This window comes from Frigoribacterium sp. CFBP 8754 (assembly GCF_014841815.1).
Classification (GTDB): Bacteria; Actinomycetota; Actinomycetes; order Actinomycetales; family Microbacteriaceae; genus Frigoribacterium; species Frigoribacterium endophyticum.
Genome location: NZ_JACYUO010000002.1, coordinates 36,149 through 55,551, shown reverse-complemented (window position 1 = coordinate 55,551; position 19,403 = coordinate 36,149). Strand labels below are relative to the sequence as shown.

15 protein-coding genes and 2 pseudogenes are annotated in these 19,403 nt (G+C 73.0%); 13 read left to right on the top strand and 4 right to left on the bottom strand.

Translation table 11 applies throughout. The annotated features are described in order from the left end of the window. A pseudogene (locus IFT72_RS06720) lies at window positions 1–251 on the bottom strand (hypothetical protein); the annotation flags it as partial. A gap of 311 nt (window positions 252–562) precedes the next feature. Here IFT72_RS06720 and IFT72_RS06715 point away from each other — a divergent pair. Next, window positions 563–2,839, top strand: a complete 2,277-nt coding sequence (locus IFT72_RS06715; protein ID WP_056056250.1) for a polyribonucleotide nucleotidyltransferase — start codon at window positions 563–565, stop codon at window positions 2,837–2,839. Window positions 2,840–3,161: 322 nt separating this feature from the next. Next, a complete protein-coding gene (locus IFT72_RS06710; protein WP_371741205.1) occupies window positions 3,162–4,199 on the top strand; it encodes an aldo/keto reductase in 1,038 nt (345 codons plus the stop codon). Between the two features lie 46 nt (window positions 4,200–4,245). Here IFT72_RS06710 and IFT72_RS06705 read toward each other — a convergent pair whose 3' ends face one another. Beyond that, window positions 4,246–4,860 carry a TetR/AcrR family transcriptional regulator gene (locus IFT72_RS06705; protein ID WP_185232978.1) on the bottom strand — a complete coding sequence of 205 codons (615 nt, stop codon included), beginning with the start codon at window positions 4,858–4,860 and terminating at the stop codon, window positions 4,246–4,248. A gap of 225 nt (window positions 4,861–5,085) precedes the next feature. On the opposite strand from IFT72_RS06705, the gene IFT72_RS06700 reads away from it, so the two are divergent. Further along, window positions 5,086–6,456, top strand: a complete 1,371-nt coding sequence (locus IFT72_RS06700; RefSeq protein WP_056056244.1) for a pitrilysin family protein — start codon at window positions 5,086–5,088, stop codon at window positions 6,454–6,456. Between the two features lie 14 nt (window positions 6,457–6,470). Further along, on the top strand, window positions 6,471–7,073 hold the full coding sequence (locus tag IFT72_RS06695; protein ID WP_056058759.1) for a histidine phosphatase family protein: 603 nt from the start codon (window positions 6,471–6,473) through the stop codon (window positions 7,071–7,073). Here IFT72_RS06695 and IFT72_RS06690 read toward each other — a convergent pair. Beyond that, a complete protein-coding gene (locus IFT72_RS06690) occupies window positions 7,070–7,591 on the bottom strand; it encodes a GNAT family N-acetyltransferase (RefSeq protein ID WP_192045957.1) in 522 nt (173 codons plus the stop codon). The two genes, IFT72_RS06695 and IFT72_RS06690, sit on opposite strands and share 4 nt — an antisense overlap. A 50-nt stretch (window positions 7,592–7,641) precedes the next feature. Here IFT72_RS06690 and dapB point away from each other — a divergent pair, with 50 nt between their 5' ends. Together dapB and IFT72_RS06680 are read left to right on the top strand one after the other, a co-directional pair. After that, a complete protein-coding gene (gene dapB / locus IFT72_RS06685) occupies window positions 7,642–8,373 on the top strand; it encodes a 4-hydroxy-tetrahydrodipicolinate reductase (RefSeq protein ID WP_056056240.1) in 732 nt (243 codons plus the stop codon). Beyond that, window positions 8,373–8,828: a hypothetical protein gene (locus IFT72_RS06680; protein WP_192045956.1), complete on the top strand. Its 456-nt coding sequence runs from the start codon at window positions 8,373–8,375 to the stop codon at window positions 8,826–8,828. Before dapB ends, IFT72_RS06680 begins: the two co-directional genes overlap by 1 nt. A 12-nt stretch (window positions 8,829–8,840) precedes the next feature. Here the strand turns inward: IFT72_RS06680 and IFT72_RS06675 are convergent, their stop codons facing one another. Continuing rightward, window positions 8,841–9,746, bottom strand: a complete 906-nt coding sequence (locus IFT72_RS06675) for a TIGR01777 family oxidoreductase (RefSeq protein WP_192045955.1) — start codon at window positions 9,744–9,746, stop codon at window positions 8,841–8,843. Between the two features lie 191 nt (window positions 9,747–9,937). Here IFT72_RS06675 and thyX point away from each other — a divergent pair, with 191 nt between their 5' ends. The 7 genes and pseudogenes from thyX (at window position 9,938) to IFT72_RS06640 (ending at window position 19,402) form a co-directional block, all read left to right on the top strand. Continuing rightward, window positions 9,938–10,696, top strand: a complete 759-nt coding sequence (thyX, locus tag IFT72_RS06670) for an FAD-dependent thymidylate synthase (RefSeq protein WP_056058756.1) — start codon at window positions 9,938–9,940, stop codon at window positions 10,694–10,696. 95 nt (window positions 10,697–10,791) lie between these two features. After that, the gene (gene dapA, locus IFT72_RS06665; protein ID WP_056056233.1) at window positions 10,792–11,769 is read left to right on the top strand and encodes a 4-hydroxy-tetrahydrodipicolinate synthase; all 978 of its coding nucleotides are present in this window, start codon (window positions 10,792–10,794) and stop codon (window positions 11,767–11,769) included. Further along, window positions 11,766–13,438: pseudogene (locus IFT72_RS06660) on the top strand (ribonuclease J); the annotation flags it as partial. The gene dapA and the pseudogene IFT72_RS06660, both read left to right, overlap by 4 nt. Before the next feature lie 67 nt (window positions 13,439–13,505). Next, a complete protein-coding gene (locus IFT72_RS06655) occupies window positions 13,506–14,519 on the top strand; it encodes an efflux RND transporter periplasmic adaptor subunit (RefSeq protein WP_056056229.1) in 1,014 nt (337 codons plus the stop codon). Continuing rightward, window positions 14,519–15,262, top strand: a complete 744-nt coding sequence (locus IFT72_RS06650) for an ABC transporter ATP-binding protein (RefSeq protein ID WP_056056227.1) — start codon at window positions 14,519–14,521, stop codon at window positions 15,260–15,262. Before IFT72_RS06655 ends, IFT72_RS06650 begins: the two co-directional genes overlap by 1 nt. Continuing rightward, window positions 15,259–16,488 carry an ABC transporter permease gene (locus IFT72_RS06645; RefSeq protein WP_192045954.1) on the top strand — a complete coding sequence of 410 codons (1,230 nt, stop codon included), beginning with the start codon at window positions 15,259–15,261 and terminating at the stop codon, window positions 16,486–16,488. Before IFT72_RS06650 ends, IFT72_RS06645 begins: the two co-directional genes overlap by 4 nt. A gap of 67 nt (window positions 16,489–16,555) precedes the next feature. Then, window positions 16,556–19,402, top strand: a complete 2,847-nt coding sequence (locus IFT72_RS06640; RefSeq protein WP_192045953.1) for a DNA translocase FtsK — start codon at window positions 16,556–16,558, stop codon at window positions 19,400–19,402. The last annotated feature ends 1 nt before the right edge of the window (window position 19,403 follow it).

Here is a 19,403-nt window from a genome sequence, read left to right as displayed (position 1 = left end):
TCCCCCCGTGCGGCGGCGGTGCGCTCGAGTCCGTCGAGCGCCGCCGTGACGGCGACGACCTGCGCCTGGGTCGCCGCGGCGTCGCCCCGTGCGGCCTCGACGTCGGCCCAGCTGGGGGCGTCGGCCGCCGACGCGGGGCCCGCCCCGGCCAGGGTCGACAGCACGAGGGCGAGGGAGGCGGTGGTCGCGACCACGAGGCTCGCCCGGCGGGCGGCGCGGCCGGGTCGGCGGGAGGGAGCGGTCGGGGTCACGCGTCGACCTTAGCCGCGGAGCCCGCCCGCCTCCCGGCCCGCGGAGGCCCCGGTGCTAGGATCGCGCACGGAGCAGGCCGGTCTCGGCTGCTGGTCACCGGTGGTGACAGGCGGATCCCGCCCCGGTCCCGGCGCTCGTCAGCGTCGGTCGGGCAGGGGGCTCCGACCGTTCCCACTGTTGGCCAGACGAGCGACCGGCGCACCGCGCCGTCGTCCGTGCACGTCCTTCGTGCCCGCCGCCCCGTCCGCTCCGGATGCACATCGATGCCCACACGGGGCGTCGATGCAAAACAAAGAGGAGTAGCCCCCACATGGAGGGTCCAGAGATCAAGTTCGGCGAAGCCGTCCTCGACAACGGCAAGTTCGGCAAGCGCACCATCCGATTCGAGACCGGTCGTCTCGCCCAGCAGGCCCAGGGAGCCGTCGCCGCCTACCTCGACGACGACACCATGCTGCTGTCCGCCACGAGCGCCAGCAAGAAGCCGAAGGACAACTTCGACTTCTTCCCCCTCACCATCGACGTCGAGGAGCGCTCGTACGCCGCGGGCAAGATCCCCGGCTCGTTCTTCCGTCGCGAGGGCCGCCCCTCCACCGAGGCCATCCTCGTCTGCCGTCTCATCGACCGGCCCCTGCGCCCCTCCTTCGTCGAGGGCCTGCGCAACGAGGTCCAGGTCGTCATCACCGTCCTGAGCATCGCGCCCGACGAGTTCTACGACGCCCTGGCCATCAACGCGGCCAGCGCCTCCACCCAGATCTCGGGCCTGCCCTTCTCCGGCCCGATCGCCGGTGTCCGCCTCGCCCTCATCGGCGACCAGTGGGTGGCCTTCCCCAAGGCCTCGCAGCTGGCCGAGGCCGTCTTCGACCTGACCGTCGCGGGCCGCGTCGTCACCGACGCCGCCGGCAACGAGGACGTCGCGATCATGATGGTCGAGGCCGAGGCCACCGAGCACGCCTGGGGCCTCATCCAGGGCGGCGCCACCAAGCCCGACGAGGCCGTCGTGGCCCAGGGCCTCGAGGCCGCCAAGCCCTTCCTGAAGCAGCTGGTCGACGCGCAGTCCGCGATGGCCGCGCAGGCCTTCAAGGAGATCGCCGACTACCCGGTCTTCCTGCCCTACACCGACGAGGTCCTCGCCGCGGTCACCGAGGCCGCCGGCTCCGAGCTCTCCGAGGTCTACAAGATCGCCGGCAAGATCGAGCGCCAGGACGCCGACGACGTGCTCAAGGGCAAGGTCAAGGACGCCGTCGCGGCGAAGGTCGAGTCGGGCGCGCTGCCCGAGTCCGCCCTCGGCCAGGTCTCCGCCGCCTACAAGACGGCCACCAAGAAGGTCGTCCGCGACCGCATCCTCACCGAGCAGGTCCGCATGGACGGCCGCGGCCTGGCCGACATCCGTCCGCTCGACGCCGAGGTCCAGGTCATCCCGCGCGTGCACGGCTCCGCCATCTTCCAGCGCGGCGAGACCCAGATCCTGGGCGTCACCACGCTGAACATGCTCAAGATGGAGCAGCAGATCGACTCGCTGAGCCCGGTCACGAAGAAGCGCTACCTGCACCACTACAACTTCCCGCCCTACTCGACCGGTGAGACCGGCCGCGTCGGGTCGCCGAAGCGTCGCGAGATCGGGCACGGCTTCCTCGCCGAGCGCGCCCTCGTGCCGGTGCTGCCCAGCCGCGAGGAGTTCCCCTACGCGATCCGTCAGGTGTCCGAGGCCCTCGGCTCCAACGGCTCGACGTCGATGGGCTCCGTCTGCGCCTCGACCCTGTCGCTCCTCAACGCCGGCGTCCCGCTGCGCGCGCCCGTCGCGGGCATCGCCATGGGCCTCGTCTCCGACGAGGTCGACGGCCAGACCCGCTACGCGGCTCTCACCGACATCCTCGGTGCGGAGGACGCCCTCGGTGACATGGACTTCAAGGTCGCCGGCACGAGCGAGTTCGTCACGGCCATCCAGCTCGACACGAAGCTCGACGGTCTGCCGACCGCCGTGCTGGACGCCGCGCTGAAGCAGGCCAAGGAGGCGCGCACCGCCATCCTCAGCGTGCTCACCTCGGCCATCGACGCGCCCGACGAGATGGCCCCGACCGCGCCCCGCGTGATCTCGGTCCAGATCCCGCAGGACAAGATCGGCGAGCTGATCGGCCCGAAGGGCAAGACGATCAACGCGATCCAGGACGAGACCGGCGCCGACATCTCCATCGAGGAGGACGGCACCGTCTACATCGGCGCCGTCGACGGCCCCTCGGCCGAGGCCGCTCGCGCCCAGGTCAACGCCATCGCGAACCCGACCAACCCCGAGGTGGGCGAGCAGTTCCTCGGCACGGTCGTCAAGATCGCGTCGTTCGGCGCCTTCGTCTCGCTCCTCCCCGGCAAGGACGGCCTGCTGCACATCAGCGAGGTCCGCAAGCTGGCCGGCGGCAAGCGCGTCGAGAACGTCGAGGACGTGCTCGGGGTCGGCCAGAAGATCCTCGTCGAGATCACGAAGATCGACGACCGCGGCAAGCTGTCGCTCGCCCCGGTCGTGGCCGACGAGGCCGACACCGACTCGAGCGGCGCCGCCGGCGAGAGCGACGACGCGTCGGTCGACCTCGGCTAGTCGCTGACCGTCAGACACGGCCCGCCCCCGACCTCGGTCGGGGGCGGGCTTCGTCCTCTCCGAGGGCGTCGGGACGGCCCCCGGGAGGTGTGACGGACGGTACTGCCGTGCCTCCTGAGGCCCTGAGGAGGCGCCCTCCGAGAATCTGAGGGATGTTCTCGTAACGATCGGGTGCGGCGGCGTGCCGAGCACCGCTCGGGCCCGTAGTCTCGACGTGAGGGCCCGATCCAGCTCGCCGTGACCGATGGTCGCCACGGTCGGCGGGGTCCTGTCGTCGGTGCCCGACGAGAGCCGCCAGACCAGCCTCGGAGGGGTGACGCGAGTGAGCGAGACCACGGCGCGCGCCACCGGTGCCGAGGCTCCCCGTGCCGCCCCCGTCCGCCCGCCGCGGCGCTCGTCCGTCACGGACGCGACCGTCCCCGTCGACCTCGGCGTCATCCAGCCGCGACGTCGCCTCGGCACGTCCGACCTGCGCGTCTTCCCGATGGCGATCGGCGGCAACGTCTTCGGCTGGACGGCCGACCAGACCGAGACCGAGGCCGTGCTCGACGCGTACTACGACCTGGGCGGCAACTTCGTCGACACGGCGGACTCGTACGCGGGCGGGCGCAGCGAGATCATGATCGGCTCGTGGATGAAGCGCCGCCGCTCCCGCGACGACGTCGTGCTGTCGACGAAGATCGGCAAGAGCGCCGACCACCCCGGGCTCACCCCGCGGGCGGTCGAGCGGGCCGTCGAGGCGTCGCTCGAACGGCTCGGCACCGACCACGTCGACCTCCTCTACCTGCACGTCGACGACACCGAGGTGGCGTTCGAGCGCACGCTGCTCGCCGTCGACCACCTCATCCGGGCCGGCAAGGTCCGGTGGTTCGGCGGTGCCCACCACTCGGGCAACCGTCTGTACGAGGCGCGCATCGCCGCGGGCATGCTCGGGGTGGCCCCGATGGTGGCGCTGCAGAACCAGTACAACCTCATGAACCGCACGGAGTACGAGGGCGGCCTCTCGAAGGTCGCCGCCCAGCTCGGGCTGGCCGTCATGCCGCGCTTCGCGCTGGCGAGCGGGTTCCTGACCGGCAAGTACCGCACGCGGGCCGACGTCTCGCGCACCCGCCGCGGCAAGGACGTCTCGCGCCACCTGACGAAGAAGGGCCTGCGGGTCCTCGCCGAGCTCGACCGGGTCGCAGCGGTGCACGACGTGTCGCCGGCCGCGATCTCCCTGGCGTGGTTGCTCGCGAAGCCGAACGTGGTGGCGCCCGTGGCGAGCGCCACGAGCGCGGCTCAGGTCGCCGAGCTCGCCCAGGCGGCTCAGGTCCGGCTCACGCGCACGCAGGTGCTGGAGCTCGACCGAGCCTCGGCCTGAGGCTTCAGGCCGGCAGGCCGGCAGGCCGGCAGCCGGGAGGCAGGGGTCAGGCGCTGAGGAGGCGCTCGACGGTGCGGCGCAGGGAGGCCGCGGCCGCGATGGCGTCGCCGGCGTAGGCACCGATCTGCGCGCCGTCCCAGGCGAGCAGGAGGTCGTCCGCGGCGTCGCCGGGCATCGGGTGAGCGGCGTCCTTGAAGAGGTCGACGAGGGCGTCCGTCTGCCACTCGCGGTGCTCGGCGATGCTGGCGCGGACGGCGTGGGTCGGGTCGCTGAACTCGGACGCGGCGTTGGCCCAGGGGGAGCCCCGGTAGCCGGGGGCCTGCAGCTGCGCGACCACCGACTCCAGCAGGGCCCGGATGCGCTCGACGCCGTCGGGGTGCTCCTCGACGAGGGCGGCAAGGGCCTCGACGTCGCGGTCGTGGCGGCCGGCGAGGTACTCGAGCACGAGGGTGTCCTTCGCGCCGAAGTGCTTGTAGAACGTGGCCTTGGTGACGCTCGACTCGGCGATCAGGCGATCGACGCCCACGACGCGGATCCCCTCGTCGGAGAAGAGGCGGTCGGCCGTCGTCAGCACGCGGGCGCGGGCGCCGGGCGTGGTCTGGTCGGCGCGGGGACGCCCAGGGAGACGCTGGACGGCCGGTTGGGGGGAATCGACCGTCACAGCGTGGCTCCTTGGGACTCGGTGGCTCGAGCCGCGTCGGGGGAACGCGTGCTCGGGACCTCCAGGACGTCCACAGCCGCCGACGACGACTGATCAGGGGGGTGGTGCCGCCGTCGGTGAGATCACTGTAGCACCGATGAGGACAGACGGACTCGTCTGTTTGTCCACACCCACGTCCCCCAGTTCGGGTGACGACGCCGGAGGGCATCCCGTAGGCTCGCTCTGATGACCGGTCCTGTCTCCCTGCCCCTCGACGCGGTCGAGCTCTCCTTCGTCGCGACGGGCGACGCCCTCGTCCGCCGCAGCGTCCTGCCGACGGGGGTGCGCATCCTCAGCGAGCGCATGCCGGGCGCGCGCAGCGCCACGGTGGGCTTCTGGGTCGCGGTGGGCTCGCGCGACGAGCAGGAGGGCGAGCGGGGCTCGACCCACTTCCTCGAGCACCTGCTCTTCAAGGGCACGACGACGAGGTCCGCCCTCGACATCGCGGTGGCCTTCGAGTCGGTCGGCGGCGAGCACAACGCCGCGACCGCCAAGGAGTACACCTGCTACTACGCCCGCGTGCGCGACGTCGACCTCGACGACGCCGTCGACGTGCTGGCCGACATGCTGACGTCGGCCTCGCTCGACCCCGTCGAGTTCGAGACCGAGCGCGGGGTCATCCTCGAGGAGCTGGCGATGGCCGACGACGACCCGGCCGACGTCGCGGGCGAGCGCCTCTTCGAGTCGGTCTTCGGCGACCACCCCCTGGGCCGCCCCATCGGCGGCACCCCCGAGAGCATCCGCGCCGCGTCGCGCGACGACGTGCACCGCCACTGGCGCGAGAACTACCGGCCCCGCGACCTCGTCGTCACCGTCGCCGGCGCCGTCGAGCACGACCACCTCGTCGAGCGCCTCACGGCCGCCCTCGACCGGTCCGACTGGTCGACGGAGGCCGCGTCGCCCGTCGCCCGGCGGTCGACGGCCGCGGTCGTGCCCACGCCGGCCGAGCCCGTCACGATCGTGCGGCGCCCGCTCGAGCAGGCCACCGTCCTGCTCGGCCTGCCCGGCATCTCCGCGGCCGACGAGCGTCGCTCCTCGCTGGCCGTCCTCAACTCCGTGCTGGGCGGGGGCATGTCGTCGCGCCTCTTCCAGGAGGTCCGTGAGCGTCGCGGCCTCGCGTACTCGGTCTACTCGTTCGCGTCGAGCTACTCCGACGCCGGCGTGTTCGGCCTCTACGCCGGCTGCACGCCGTCGAACGCCGGTCGGGTGTCGCGCCTGATGCTCGACGAGCTCGACCGCCTCGCCGACGACGGCATCACCGACGACGAGCACCGCCGTGCGCTCGGCCAGCTGGGCGGCGCCGCCGCCCTCGCGCTGGAGGACAGCGACACGCGCATGAACCGGCTCGGCCGGGCAGAGCTCTCGCTCGGCGAGTTCGTCGACCTCGACGCCTCGCTCGACCGCATCGCCCGCGTCACCACCGACGACGTCCGCGAGCTCGCCGGGGCCCTGCGCGGCGGAGCCCTCTCGACGGTCGTCGTCGGCGACCTCGACGCCGCCGACCTCGCCGTGCCGAGCGCGCCCGACGTGCCCGGCCCGGCAGCCACCACCCCATGAACCAGGAGACGACGGTGTCCCACTACCTCTACCTCGTCCGGCACGGCGAACAGCAGGACGCCGAGCACGGGCTGCCCGACGGCCCGCTCTCCGAGCGGGGCAAGCGCCAGGCGCGCCTCATCGCCGAGCGCCTCGGCGGCGTCCCGTTCGACGCCGCGTGGCACTCCCCGCTCGAGCGGGCCGCCGAGACCGCCCGCATCATGACCGAGCGGCTGCCGGCCCTCGAGTCGCAGCCCTCGACGCTGCTCTTCGACTGCGTGCCGTCCGGCCCGACGCCCGACATGCCCGCGGCCTACAAGCCGTTCTTCGGCGGGGTGACCGACGAGGAGGTCGAGGCGGGGCAGGCGCAGATGGCCGACGCCGTCTCCGAGTGGCTGACCCCGGCCCGCGAGGACCGCCACGACCTCCTCATCACGCACAACTTCGTGATCGGGTGGTTCGTCCGCGAGGTCTTCGGGGCTCCGGACTGGCGCTGGATGGGCGTCAACCAGGCCAACGCCGGCCTGACGATCATCCGCGTCCGCTCGGCGAAGCCGCCGGAGCTCGTCACCCACAACGACCTCGGGCACCTGCCGGTCGAGCTCCGCACCGGCCTCCCGGTGGAGCAGCCGATCTAGCTCGGGGGAGCCGTGCGGCCCAGTGCCTTCCGGTACCAGGCCGTCGCGTTCGGGTTGGCGTTGTAGGGCTCGATCCGCTCGTAGCCCGACGAGCGGTAGAGGCTGTCGGCGGCCGCGAGGCTGTCGTTCGTGTCGAGCACGAGCTCGTCCGCACCGAGGTCGCGCGCCCGGCGCTCCAGCTCGTCGAGGAGCGCCCGACCGAGCCCCCGGCCCCGCCCGGCGGGGGAGACGAAGAGGTGCTTGACCTCGAATCGCACCTCGCCGCCGGGCCCCGGAGCCACGGCGCGGACGCCGCCGCAGCCGAGCGACGCAGACTCGTCGGGGCCCGGCGCCGCGCCGGCGTCCTCCTCGGCGACGACGAAGACGCCGGCGGGCGGCGTGAACGCGGCCGGGTCGGGGAGCGTGGTCACGTAGGCAGCCGGCCCGCCGGGGAAGGTGCGGGCCCGCTCGGCGAAGTAGGCGGTCAGCAGCTCGGCGGCGACGGGCGCCGTGACGTCGACGGGGCGGAACCTGCTCATGGGCACCATGCTAGGTCGCCCCGGGAGCCCCGGCCGGTAGGTTGGTCCCCATGACTTCCCGCATCGCCGTGGTCGGGGCCACGGGCACGCTCGGCTCGTTCATCGTCGACCTCGTCGAGCGCACCGACGGCCTCGAGCTGCACGCCGGCCTGTCGTCGCGCGACGACCTCGACGGCGTCCTCGGCGCCGACCTCGTGGTCGACGTGACGCACCCCGCCGTGAGCCCCGGCATCGTCGAGCACGTCGTGCGGGCCGGCCTCCCCGTGCTCGTCGGCACCTCGGGCTGGAGCGCCGAGCGCATCGCGAAGCTGTCGACGATCGTCGCCGACGTCGCGGGCCCCGGCGTCCTCGTCGTGCCGAACTTCAGCCTGGGGTCGGTGCTGGCCACGCGGTTCGCGACCATGGCGGCCCGGTTCTACGACTCGATCGAGATCGTCGAGTCGCACCACGACGGCAAGGTCGACTCGCCCTCCGGCACGGCCGTCCGCACCGCGGAGCTCATCGCGGAGGCGCGGCGAGACCTCGGGCCCGTGGCCGCCCCGTTCTCCGACCAGCGCGCCCGCGGCCAGCAGGTCGCCAGCGTGCCGGTGCACAGCCTGCGGATGCGCGGCGTGGTCGCCCAGCAGTCGGTGATCCTGGGAGGCGCGGGCGAGACCCTGACGCTGACCCACGACACGCTGTCGCAGGGCGCGTACGAGAAGGGCCTCCTGGTCGCGATCGAGGCGGCTCCCACCGTCAGCGGCGTCGTGGTCGGCCTCGACCGCGTGCTGCCCCTCGACTGATGAAGGGCCGCGTCGCCGCGCTCGTCATGGCGCTGCTGCTGCTGCTCTACGTCGTGCTCGTCGCGCAGCGCGCGTACCTCTTCCTCCGGACGGGCGAGCCGATCGCGGTCGTCCTCGGCGCCGCCCTCGTGGTGCTGCCGCTGCTCGGCGCCTGGGCGCTCGTCGTCGAGCTCCGCTTCGGCGCCCGGACCCAGCAGATGGTCCGTGAACTGGCCGCCTCGGGAGAGCTCCCCGTCGACGACGTGCCGCGCCGCGCCTCCGGCCGGTACGACCGCGAGGCCGCCGACGCCGCCTTCCCGCGGTGGGCGGCGGAGGCGGCGGAGTCGCCCGACGACTGGCGCTCCTGGTTCCGGCTCGGGCTGGCCTACGACGCGTGCGGCGACCGCCGGCGGGCCCGGAAGGCCCTGCGCTGGTCGATCAAGCTCCGAGGGGAGGCGGCGGCCGCCTCGCGCTGACCGCCCGCCCCCTCAGAGGGTCGAGACCAGGGCGTCGACGGCCTCGTCGACGGTGCGGTGACGGAAGGCGAAGCCGTCGGCGAGGAGCTTCGCGGGCACGACCTGCTGGCTCGGCAGCAGCATCTCGCGCCCCGCCTCCTGCATGGCGCCGGAGATGACGAACTCGGGCACGGTGAGGGCGTAGGGCTTCCCGAGGTCACCGGCCAGCCGGCGGGTCAGCTCGTCGCTCGTGGCCGGCGTCGGGCCGGCGAGGTTCACGGGCCCCTCGAGGGTCGAGGTGAGCAGGTGCACGATCGCGGCGGCCTCGTCGTGCAGGCTGATCCAGGGCCAGAACTGGTCGCCGGTGCCGAGGCGCGAGCCGAGTCCGAGGCGGGTCAGGGGGAGGAGGGGCTTCAGGGCGCCACCGGGGCCCACGACCACGCCGGTGCGCAGGTGGGCGACGCGCGTGCCCGAGGGCGCCTCGGCGGTCGAGGCCTCCCACTCGGCGACGACGTCGCTGAGGAAGCCGGTGCCGCGGGGGCTCTCCTCGGTCAGGCGCTCCCCGGGGCGGTCGCCGTAGATCCCGACGGCCGATCCGCTCAGGAAGACCGTCGGCGGCGTCTCGGCCCGGGCCATGCCCCGCGCGAGGGTCTGGGTCGCCGACACGCGCGACGCCACGATCTCCTTCTTGTAGCCCGGGGTCCAGGGCAGGCGGCCGAGGTTCGCGCCGCTCAGGTTCACGACGGCGTCGGCCCGGTCGAGCACGGTGTAGTCGACGATGCCGGCGGCGGGGACCCAGGTGACCTGGTCGTCGTCACGGGCCTCGCCGCGGACGAGCGCGACCACGCGGTGGCCGGCCTCCCGCAGCTGCCGGGTGAGCTCGGTGCCGACCAGGCCGGAGGCGCCGGAGACGAGGACGGTGAGGGGTGCGTCGGTCATGGGGCCCTGGCTTTCACGGTGCGGGGGAGCGGGGAGGGAGGTGCTCCCCGAGAGCGTAGGCGTGCCTCCTGGTGGTCGTCCCGAGGCGCACGGGCGAGGCGGCCGGGAGGGCGCCCGGGGAGACGCTCTGCGGGAGGGGCTGCGGAGGTAGAGTCGTCGCCGTGTCTGATGCCGCTGCCGTTGACCCCGTGATCCAGTCCGCCGAGAACCACCCCGTCGAGCACGACGTCGAGTTCCGCTCCGACGTGACCGTCGAGCTCGTCCGCTCCAGCGCCCACGACAGCGACGTGCTGTTCGCCGCGCGCGTGTCGACGATGGGCGAGCTCACCCTCGAGGGCGCGCAGGCCTCCGCCGAGGGCGAGCAGGCGACCAAGGGCGCCGGCCTCATCAACTACCTGATGCGCGACCGCCACGGCTCGCCGTTCGAGCACAACTCGATGACCTTCTACGTCCAGGCGCCGATCTTCGTCTTCCGCGAGTTCATGCGGCACCGCATGGCGAGCTACAACGAGGAGAGCGGTCGCTACCGCGAGCTCAACCCGGTCTTCTACGTGCCCGCCGAGACGCGCAACCTGCAGCAGGTCGGCAAGCCCGGCGCCTACGACTTCCTGCCCGGCACGCCCGAGCAGTCGGCCCTCGTGCGGTCGGAGACCGAGCGCACCTCGCGGGAGGCCTACGCCGCCTACAAGCGCATGCTCGACGAGGGCATCGCCCGCGAGGTCGCCCGCATCGTCCTGCCGCTCAACATCTACTCGTCGATGTACGTCACGGTGAACGCCCGCTCGCTGATGAACTTCCTCAGCCTGCGCACCAAGCGCGAGGGCACGCACTTCCCGTCGTTCCCGCAGCGGGAGATCGAGATGTGCGCGGAGAAGATGGAGGACCTCTGGGCCGAGCTGATGCCCCTCACCTACGCGGCGTTCGGCAAGAACGGTCGCGTCGCGCCGTAGGGCCGGCCGCCCCGGGGAGGCGCGGCGACGTCGTCGACGCCGGTCGCGCCTCCTGCACGCCCGCCCCGACGGAGCGAGCCAGTACGCTGGTCGACGTGTCTGACATCAGCAACCCCTTCGGGCAGGTCCTCGTCGCTCTCGTCACCCCGTTCACCGCTGACGGCGAGGTCGACTGGGCCGCGACCGAGAAGCACATCGACGACTGCATCACCGCGGGTGCCGACGGCATCGTCGTCACCGGCACCACCGGCGAGACGAGCACGCTGACCGACCCGGAGAAGCTCCGGCTCGTCGAGGTCGGCAAGTCGGTGTCGGCCGGCCGGGCGAAGATCATCACGGGCGGCGGCTCGAACGAGACCGCCCACGCCATCCAGCTCTACAAGGCGAGCGAGGCGGCGGGCGCCGACGGCGTCATGATCGTCACGCCGTACTACAACAAGCCCACGCAGGCGGGCGTCCTCACGCACTTCCGCATGATCGCCGACGCGACCGACCTGCCGGTCATCCTGTACGACATCCCCGGCCGCACGGGCATCCCGATCAAGTACGAGACGCTGCTGCGGGCCGCGAAGCACCCGAACATCGTCGCCGTGAAGGACGCCAAGGGCGACTTCGCCGAGGTGAGCCGGGTCATCAACCAGACCGACCTCCTGTACTTCTCGGGCGACGACGCCAACGTCCTGCCGCACCTCTCGATCGGCGCCTCCGGCCTGATCGGGGTGACGGCGAACATCGCCGCCGCGCCGTACCGCACGATCGTCGACGCCGTGAACGCGGGCGACCTGCACACCGCCACCGCGGCGCACCAGATGCTCGAGCCGCTCGTGCGCGCCGTCATGACGCACGTGCCCGGCACGGTCGCGGCGAAGTACATCCTGCACGGCCTCGGCCGCATCTCCAGCCCGCGCGTGCGCCTGCCGCTCGTCGGCCCGGAGGACAGCGAGGCCGCGCTGATCGAGGACGAGCTGTCGCACGTCGGCGAGATCCCCGGCCTCGACCTCAGCCGCTTCCGCCCCGACCGCAACGCGGCGGCCGGCGGCGCCCTGCCCAAGGTGCACGGCACCACGCGATGACCACGACGATCCAGGACCCTCCCGCGCTCGAGCCCGGCACGCTGCGCGTCGTGCCGGTGGGCGGCCTCGGTGAGATCGGCCGCAACATGACGATCTACGAGATCGACGGCAAGCTGCTCGTGGTCGACTGCGGCGTGCTCTTCCCGGAGGAGCACCAGCCCGGCGTCGACCTGATCCTGCCCGACTTCTCGCCGCTGCGGGACCGCCTCGACGACGTCCTCGCCATCGTGCTGACGCACGGCCACGAGGACCACATCGGCGCCGTGCCGTACCTGCTCCGCCTCCGCGCCGACATCCCGCTGATCGGGTCGCAGCTGACCCTTGCGCTGATCGAGGCGAAGCTCAAGGAGCACCGGATCACGCCGTACTCGCTGACCGTCCGCGAGGGGGGCCGCGAGACCCTCGGGCCGTTCGAGCTCGAGTTCGTCGCGGTGAACCACTCCATCCCCGACGCCCTCGCCGTGGCCATCCGCACCTCGGCGGGCCTCGTGCTCCACACGGGCGACTTCAAGATGGACCAGCTGCCGCTCGACGACCGCATCACCGACCTCCGGGCGTTCGCCCGGCTGGGCGAGGAGGGCGTCGACCTCTTCCTGCCCGACTCGACCAACGCCGACGTCCCCGGGTTCACGGCGCTCGAGCGCGACATCGGCCCCGTCCTCGACGACGTCATCCGCCGCGCGCCGCGCCGGGTCGTCGTCGCGAGCTTCTCGAGCCACGTCCACCGCGTCCAGCAGGTGCTCGACGCCGCGCACGCGAACGGCCGCCGCGTCGCCTTCATGGGGCGCTCGATGGTCCGCAACATGGGCATCGCCGCCGACCTCGGCTACCTGAGGGTGCCCGACGGCGTGCTGATCGACGCGAAGAAGGCGAAGGACCTCCCCGACGACCGCATCGTCTACATGAGCACGGGCTCGCAGGGCGAACCCATGGCCGTCCTGGCGCGCATGGCGAACAGGGAGCACCAGATCGAGATCGGCCGCGACGACACGGTCATCCTCGCCTCGAGCCTGATCCCCGGCAACGAGAACGCCGTCTACCGGGTGATCGACGGGCTCACGAAGCTCGGGGCGAAGGTCGTGCACAAGGGCAACGCGAAGGTCCACGTCTCCGGCCACGCCTCGGCCGGCGAGCTCCTGTACTGCTACAACGTGCTCCGGCCCCGCAACGTCATGCCGGTCCACGGCGAGCACCGGCACCTGTACGCCAACGCCGCCCTGGCGGTCCGCACCGGCGTCCCCGAGCAGAACACCGTGCTCGGCGAGGACGGCGTCGTCGTCGACCTGAAGGACGGCGTGGCCACCGTCGTCGGCCAGCTCGACCTCGGCTACGTCTACGTCGACGGCTCGACCGTCGGCGAGATCACCGACGCCGACCTGAAGGACCGGCGGATCCTCAGCGAGGAGGGCTTCATCTCGATCTTCGTCGCCCTCGACGCGCAGACCGGCCGTGTCGTCGTCGGGCCCGAGATCCAGTCGCGCGGCTTCGCGGAGGACGACTCGGTGTTCGACGCAGTGCTGCCGAAGATCATCGCGGCCCTGGCCGAGGCCGCCGAGGGCGGCACGCGAGACACGCACCAGTTCAGCCAGGTCGTCCGCCGCACGGTCGGTCGCTGGGTCAACACGCAGCACCGCCGGCGCCCGATGATCGTGCCGGTCGTCATCAGCGCNCCTCCGTCGTCCCCCCGCTCCTAGGGTGAGCACGTTCCGTCCGTTGCTCCGAAGGGGGAGTCGCCCGTGCGCGTGGCCAAGACCTGGATCTTCCCGATCCTCCGCATCCTGATCTTCACCGCGATCGCCGTCGCCCTCGTCAAGCTCGCGTTCTTCGCCGCGCCGGACGCCGCGTCCGGCTCGGTCGCCGTCCCGACCGGCGAGGCGGTCGAGCCCCAGGTCGCCGTGGCGGTCGGCACCGTCACGAACGACGTCACCGTCGACGCCACGGTCGAGGCCGACGCCGCGTCCGTCGCTCCGGCCACCCTCGCCGGCACCGTCGTGACGGTCGTCGTCGAGAAGGGCCAGGTCGTCGCGGCGGGCGACAAGATCGCCACGCTCCGCTCGGAGACCCCGCAGGAGGCGCTCGTCGCGGCGGACGGGACGGTCACCGAGCGTGCCCCCGTCGTCAAGACCGCCGTGGTGGCGGCCCCGGTGGCCGGCACCGTCACGGAGCTCCCCGTGATCAAGGACCAGATCGTGGCCGTGGGCGACCCGGTGGCGAAGGTGGCGCCTCCCACCTTCCACGTCACGGGCTCGCTGGCCGCCGACCAGCTGTACCGCCTGGTCAGCCGCCCCACGGAGGGCACGGCGTCGATCCCGGGAGGGCCGGCGCCGTTCGCGTGCACGGCGCTCGTCGTGGGCGGCGTCGGCGCCGCGGCGCCGTCGACGTCGGGCGACGGCGGCGACCCCGCCGCGACCGGCACCTCCGGTCAGTCGGTGAGCTGCGCCGTGCCGGCCGACGTCACGGTGTTCGCCGGGCTCGCGACGACGTTGACCATCCCCGCCGGCGTGGCGACCGACGTGCTGACCGTCCCGCTCACCGCCGTCGAGGGCGCGGCCGGCAAGGGCGTCGTGACCGTGGTCGGCGCCGACGGCACGCAGGAGGAGCGCGAGATCACGCTCGGCATCAACGACGGCACGGCCGTCGAGGTGACGGGCGGCCTCGTCGAGGGCGACACGGTGCTCGAGTTCGTGCCGGGCGCCGTCGCCCCGCAGGAGGGCTGCGTCGACCCGATGACCGGAGAGGTCCTCTGCTGATGCCGCTGATCCGGCTCGAGGGCGTGACCAAGACGGTGCCCCTGGCCGACGGGGCGGCCCTCGACATCCTCCGCGGCGTCGACCTCGTCGTCGCCGCCGGGGAGCACGTGAGCATCGTGGGCCGCTCCGGCTCGGGCAAGTCGACCCTGCTCAACATCCTCGGCCTCATCGACGCGCCGACCACGGGCACGCACTCGTTCGACGACGTCGACGTGAGCGGGCTCCGGTCGGGGGCGCGCGACCGCCTGCGGGGCGAGCAGGTCGGCTTCATCTTCCAGCAGTTCAACCTGCTCCAGGGGCGGACGGCGCTCGAGAACGTCATGACGCCGCTGCTCTACGCGCGCGGCCGGCGGTTCTGGCGGCGACGGTCGATCGCCGCGGAGATGCTCGAGAAGGTCGGGCTCGGCGACCGGGTCGACTCGATGCCGCACCGTCTCTCCGGGGGCGAGCAGCAGCGCGTCGCCATCGCTCGCTCGCTGGTGCGCGACCCCCGCGTCATCCTCGCCGACGAGCCGACGGGGGCGCTCGACATCGAGACGGGCGCGACGGTCATGCGCCTCCTCGACGACATCTCGTCCGACACCGGCGCGGCCCTCGTCACCATCACGCACGACCTCGCGGTCGCGGGCCTCGCGGCCCGGCACTACGCGCTCGACGCCGGCGTGCTGTCGGCGGCACGGCTGGGCGGCGAGCTCGCCGGCCCGTCGGCGCTCGTGCCCGCGACCCCGGGGGCCGCGGCGTGAGCGGGCTGCTGTCGGGCGTCGTGGGGGCGTTCGTCGAGGCCTGGTCGGAGCTGCGGGTCAACAAGCTGCGCGTGCTGCTCAGCCTCGTCGGGGTCGCGGTCGCCGTGGCGGCGCTGACGGCCGTGGTCGGCCTCGGCAGCCTGGCCGAGCAGTCGACGCGGGAGTCGTCGGAGAAGTCCGGGGGCCGGCCGGCCACGTACACGGTCTCGGCCTACACGACGGGCGCCGGCGTGCTCGACCCCGCCCTCGTCGACCGGGAGTTCCGCTCGACGATGTCGCGGTACGACGTCACCTGGGCGTCGGAGGCCCTCTACACGACGCGCTCCGTGCAGCTGCCGGGCGGGCTCACCGACGTGTCGGCGCAGATCGTCGACCCCGAGTACGGCGAGATGCACCGCGTCGCCCTGGCCGAGGGGTCGTGGTTCGTCGACGGCGACGAGCGTCGCATGGCGCCCGCGGTCGTTGTGAACGAGGCCCTGTGGGAGCAGCTCGGCCGTCCGCCCGTCTCGTCGCACCCCACCCTGCAGCTCCGCGGCGCCGACTCGGCGACGGGGGTGGTCGTCGGCGTGACCGCCGCGCTCTACGAGGGGGAGGGGCCCGCGATCTTCCTCCTCCCCTCCGACGAGCTCGACCTCGTGCCGGTCTCGCAGGGGGGCTACCCGGAGTCACCGCAGTACGAGATGTGGCTGCCGCCGGGGTCGGGCGACGAGCTCAGCGCGATGGTGCAGGGCAACCTGGCCGCCGCCCTCGGCGACGACGTCCAGGTCGACGTGAGCCGGACGGACTACGCCGCATACGCCGGTGACACCGATCCCTTCCTGCCGATCAAGCTGACGATCACCGGGGTCGGGGTGCTCGTGCTGCTGCTCGGCGGTCTCGGGCTCGTCAACATCGCCCTGGTGACGGTCCGCCAGCGCATCCGCGAGATCGGGGTGCGGAGGTCGTTCGGGGCGACGGCTCCGCGGGTCTTCTTCTCGGTGATGCTGGAGAGCGTCGCGGGCACCGTCGTGGCCGGCGTGGTGGGCGTCATGGTGGCCGTCCTGGTCGTGCAGAACGGCACCGTGCAGGGGTTCATCGCGCAGGGGGCGGTCGACGACCTTCCCCCCTTCCCGATCACGGCGGCCCTCGTGGGCCTCGGCTCCGCGACGCTCATCGGCGCGGTCGCCGGGCTCCTGCCGGCCCTCGTCGCGGTGCGCGTCAAGGTCATCGACGCCATCCGCTACTGACCCCGCCCGCCGCTGACGCGCCGCCCGCCTCCGACCCGCGTCGGGGGCGGGCGGTACCCTCGAGCCCATGGCCACGCCCACCAAGCAGACCCCGCGATCGCGCTCCGGCTCCCGCGCGTCCGGCGCCCGCGGCGCGACGGCTGCCACCAAGAAGCTCCCGACGCCCCCGCCCGCGGCGGTCGACCCGGGCCCCGGCGTCGTCTCCCGGGCATGGATGGGCCTCGCGCACGCCACCGGCGGCGCCTTCCGCCTGCTCGGCCGCGAGGCGCTCGACGCCAGCGAACGCCGCGACGGGGTGCCGTTCCTGCTCGTCCTGCTCGCCGTCGCGGGCGCCGCGGTCGAGTGGCTGAACCCGACGAGCCCCGTCGCGCAGGCGCTCGACGCCTACACGTTCGGGGCGCTGGTCGGCCGGGTCGCCTACGCCCTGCCGGTGATCATGGTCCTCTTCGCGGGCTGGCTCTTCCGGCACCCGGCCTCCGTGCACGACAACACGCGGATGGGCATCGGCCTCGGCCTGATGATCGTGTCGATCAGCGCGCTCTGCCACATCTTCGGCGGGCAGCCCCAGGCCGCGGAGGGCCTGCCCGCCCTCGCCGGCGGCGGCGGCGTGCTCGGCTGGCTCGTCGCCTCCTGGATGGTCGCCCTGGCCACCGAGTGGGTGGCCGTCCCGGTGGTCGTCGTGCTCCTCGTCTTCTCCGTCCTCATCACGACCAAGACCCCGCCGAACCACATCGGTCGACGCCTCGGCGAGCTCTACGCCTGGCTGTTCGGCGCGACCGCCGCCGAGCCAGGCACCGCCGAGGCCGCCGACGGGTCGACCGACGACGCCGAGAGCCTCCCGTGGTGGCGACGCACCAAGAGCGGTCGGGAGGACGACCCCGCCTACGACACCCCCGTCCTCGCCGAGGCGCCGCCGGAGCGCCCCGCCCGCCCGTCCCGGCGCGACCGCCGGGCCTCGGGGCCGGCGGCGGTCGAGGCCGCGCCGACGACCCCCCGCTTCGTCGACGAGGGCGCCACCGACGTCTTCGACATCAGCCTCCTCGAGGAGCTCGACCGGGCCGAGGAGGCCGTCCGTGCCCGGGGCGTCGAGGTGCCCCCTGCCCCGACCCCGGCGCCGGCCCCGGCGGCGGTCCGTGACGACTCCGCGGCCGCGGCGACGACCGTGCTGCCGAGCGTCCCCGCGTCGCTGCCGCCCGCCGACCTCGCCGAGAGCGACGTCGCCGCGGCGGTCCTCGCGCCCGACGACGACGAGCTGCCGCCCGCGTCGCTCGACGTCGACGACGACTCGCCGCAGGCTCCCTACCGGCTGCCCGCCGCCTCCACCCTGGCCGTGGGCCCGCCCGCCAAGGCCCGCAGCGAGGCGAACGACGAGATCGTGCGCTCGATCACGGAGGTGCTCCGGCAGTTCTCGGTCGACGCCAAGGTCGTCGGCTTCAGCCGTGGCCCGACGGTCACCCGCTACGAGATCGAGCTCGGCCCGGGCGTGAAGGTCGAGAAGGTCACCGCGCTCAGCAAGAACCTCTCGTACGCGGTCGCGTCGAACGAGGTGCGGATCCTCTCGCCCATCCCCGGCAAGAGCGCGATCGGCGTCGAGATCCCCAACACCGACCGCGAGACGGTGTCGCTGGGCGACGTGCTGCGCTCCGGAGCCGCCGCGAAGAGCGTGCACCCGATGACGATCGGCGTCGGCAAGGACGTCGAGGGCGGCTACGTCGTCGCCAACCTCGCCAAGATGCCGCACCTGCTCGTGGCCGGCGCCACGGGCTCGGGCAAGTCGAGCTTCGTCAACTCGATGATCACGTCGCTGCTGATGCGGGCCAAGCCGACCGACGTGCGGATGGTCCTGATCGACCCGAAGCGCGTCGAGCTCTCGATCTACGCGGGCGTGCCGCACCTCATCACCCCCATCATCACGAACCCCAAGAAGGCCGCCGAGGCGCTCCAGTGGGTCGTGAAGGAGATGGACATGAGGTACGACGACCTCGCCAGCTTCGGCTTCCGGCACATCGACGACTTCAACCGCGCCGTCGTGGCGGGCGAGCTCGTCCTGCCCGCGGGCAGCGCGCGCACGCTCAAGCCCTACCCGTACCTGCTCGTGGTCGTCGACGAGCTCGCCGACCTCATGATGGTGGCCCCCCGCGACGTGGAGGACAGCATCGTGCGCATCACGCAGCTGGCCCGCGCCTCCGGCATCCACCTCGTGCTCGCCACGCAGCGCCCCTCGGTCGACGTCGTGACCGGCCTCATCAAGGCCAACGTGCCGTCCCGCTTCGCCTTCGCGGTGTCGAGCGTCACCGACTCGCGCGTCATCCTCGACCAGCCGGGCGCCGACAAGCTGATCGGCCAGGGCGACGGGCTCTTCCTGCCGATGGGCGCCTCCAAGGCGATGCGCGTGCAGGGCGCCTGGGTGCAGGAGGACGAGATCGCCCAGGTCGTGGCGCACGTCACGCGTCAGGCGCGCCCCGACTACCGGCCCGACGTGGCCGCGGTGGTCGAGAAGAAGGAGATCGACGGCGACATCGGCGACGACCTCGAGCTCCTGCTCGCGGCCGCCGAGCTCGTCGTCAGCACGCAGTTCGGCTCGACGTCGATGCTGCAGCGCAAGCTCCGGGTCGGCTTCGCCAAGGCGGGTCGCCTGATGGACCTGATGGAGTCGCGCGACATCGTCGGTCCCTCCGAGGGCTCGAAGGCGCGTGACGTGCTCGTTACTCCCGAGCAGCTCCCGGGGGTGCTGGCGAAGCTGCGCGGCGGCGACGACGAGCACGGGGCGGGCGCGCCCGCCGGCCTGTCCTCCGGGTCGAGCCCGCGACCGGGCTACGACGACGACCCCGTCGCCGAGATGACGCGGGGCTACGACGAGGTCGACGGCGACGAGGGGTCGGAAGACGCCTGGGGCCTGACCGGGAGGGACTGAC

Coding starts and splice junctions, on each gene's coding strand:
- IFT72_RS06675 (WP_192045955.1), bottom strand. CDS start 9,746: ATGACCGACGCACCCCTCACCGTCCTCGTCTCCGGCGCCTCCGGCCTG.
- IFT72_RS06715 (WP_056056250.1), top strand. CDS start 563: ATGGAGGGTCCAGAGATCAAGTTCGGCGAAGCCGTCCTCGACAACGGC.
- IFT72_RS06690 (WP_192045957.1), bottom strand. CDS start 7,591: ATGAGCAGGTTCCGCCCCGTCGACGTCACGGCGCCCGTCGCCGCCGAG.
- IFT72_RS06650 (WP_056056227.1), top strand. CDS start 14,519: ATGCCGCTGATCCGGCTCGAGGGCGTGACCAAGACGGTGCCCCTGGCC.
- IFT72_RS06680 (WP_192045956.1), top strand. CDS start 8,373: ATGAAGGGCCGCGTCGCCGCGCTCGTCATGGCGCTGCTGCTGCTGCTC.
- dapB (WP_056056240.1), top strand. CDS start 7,642: ATGACTTCCCGCATCGCCGTGGTCGGGGCCACGGGCACGCTCGGCTCG.
- IFT72_RS06700 (WP_056056244.1), top strand. CDS start 5,086: ATGACCGGTCCTGTCTCCCTGCCCCTCGACGCGGTCGAGCTCTCCTTC.
- IFT72_RS06640 (WP_192045953.1), top strand. CDS start 16,556: ATGGCCACGCCCACCAAGCAGACCCCGCGATCGCGCTCCGGCTCCCGC.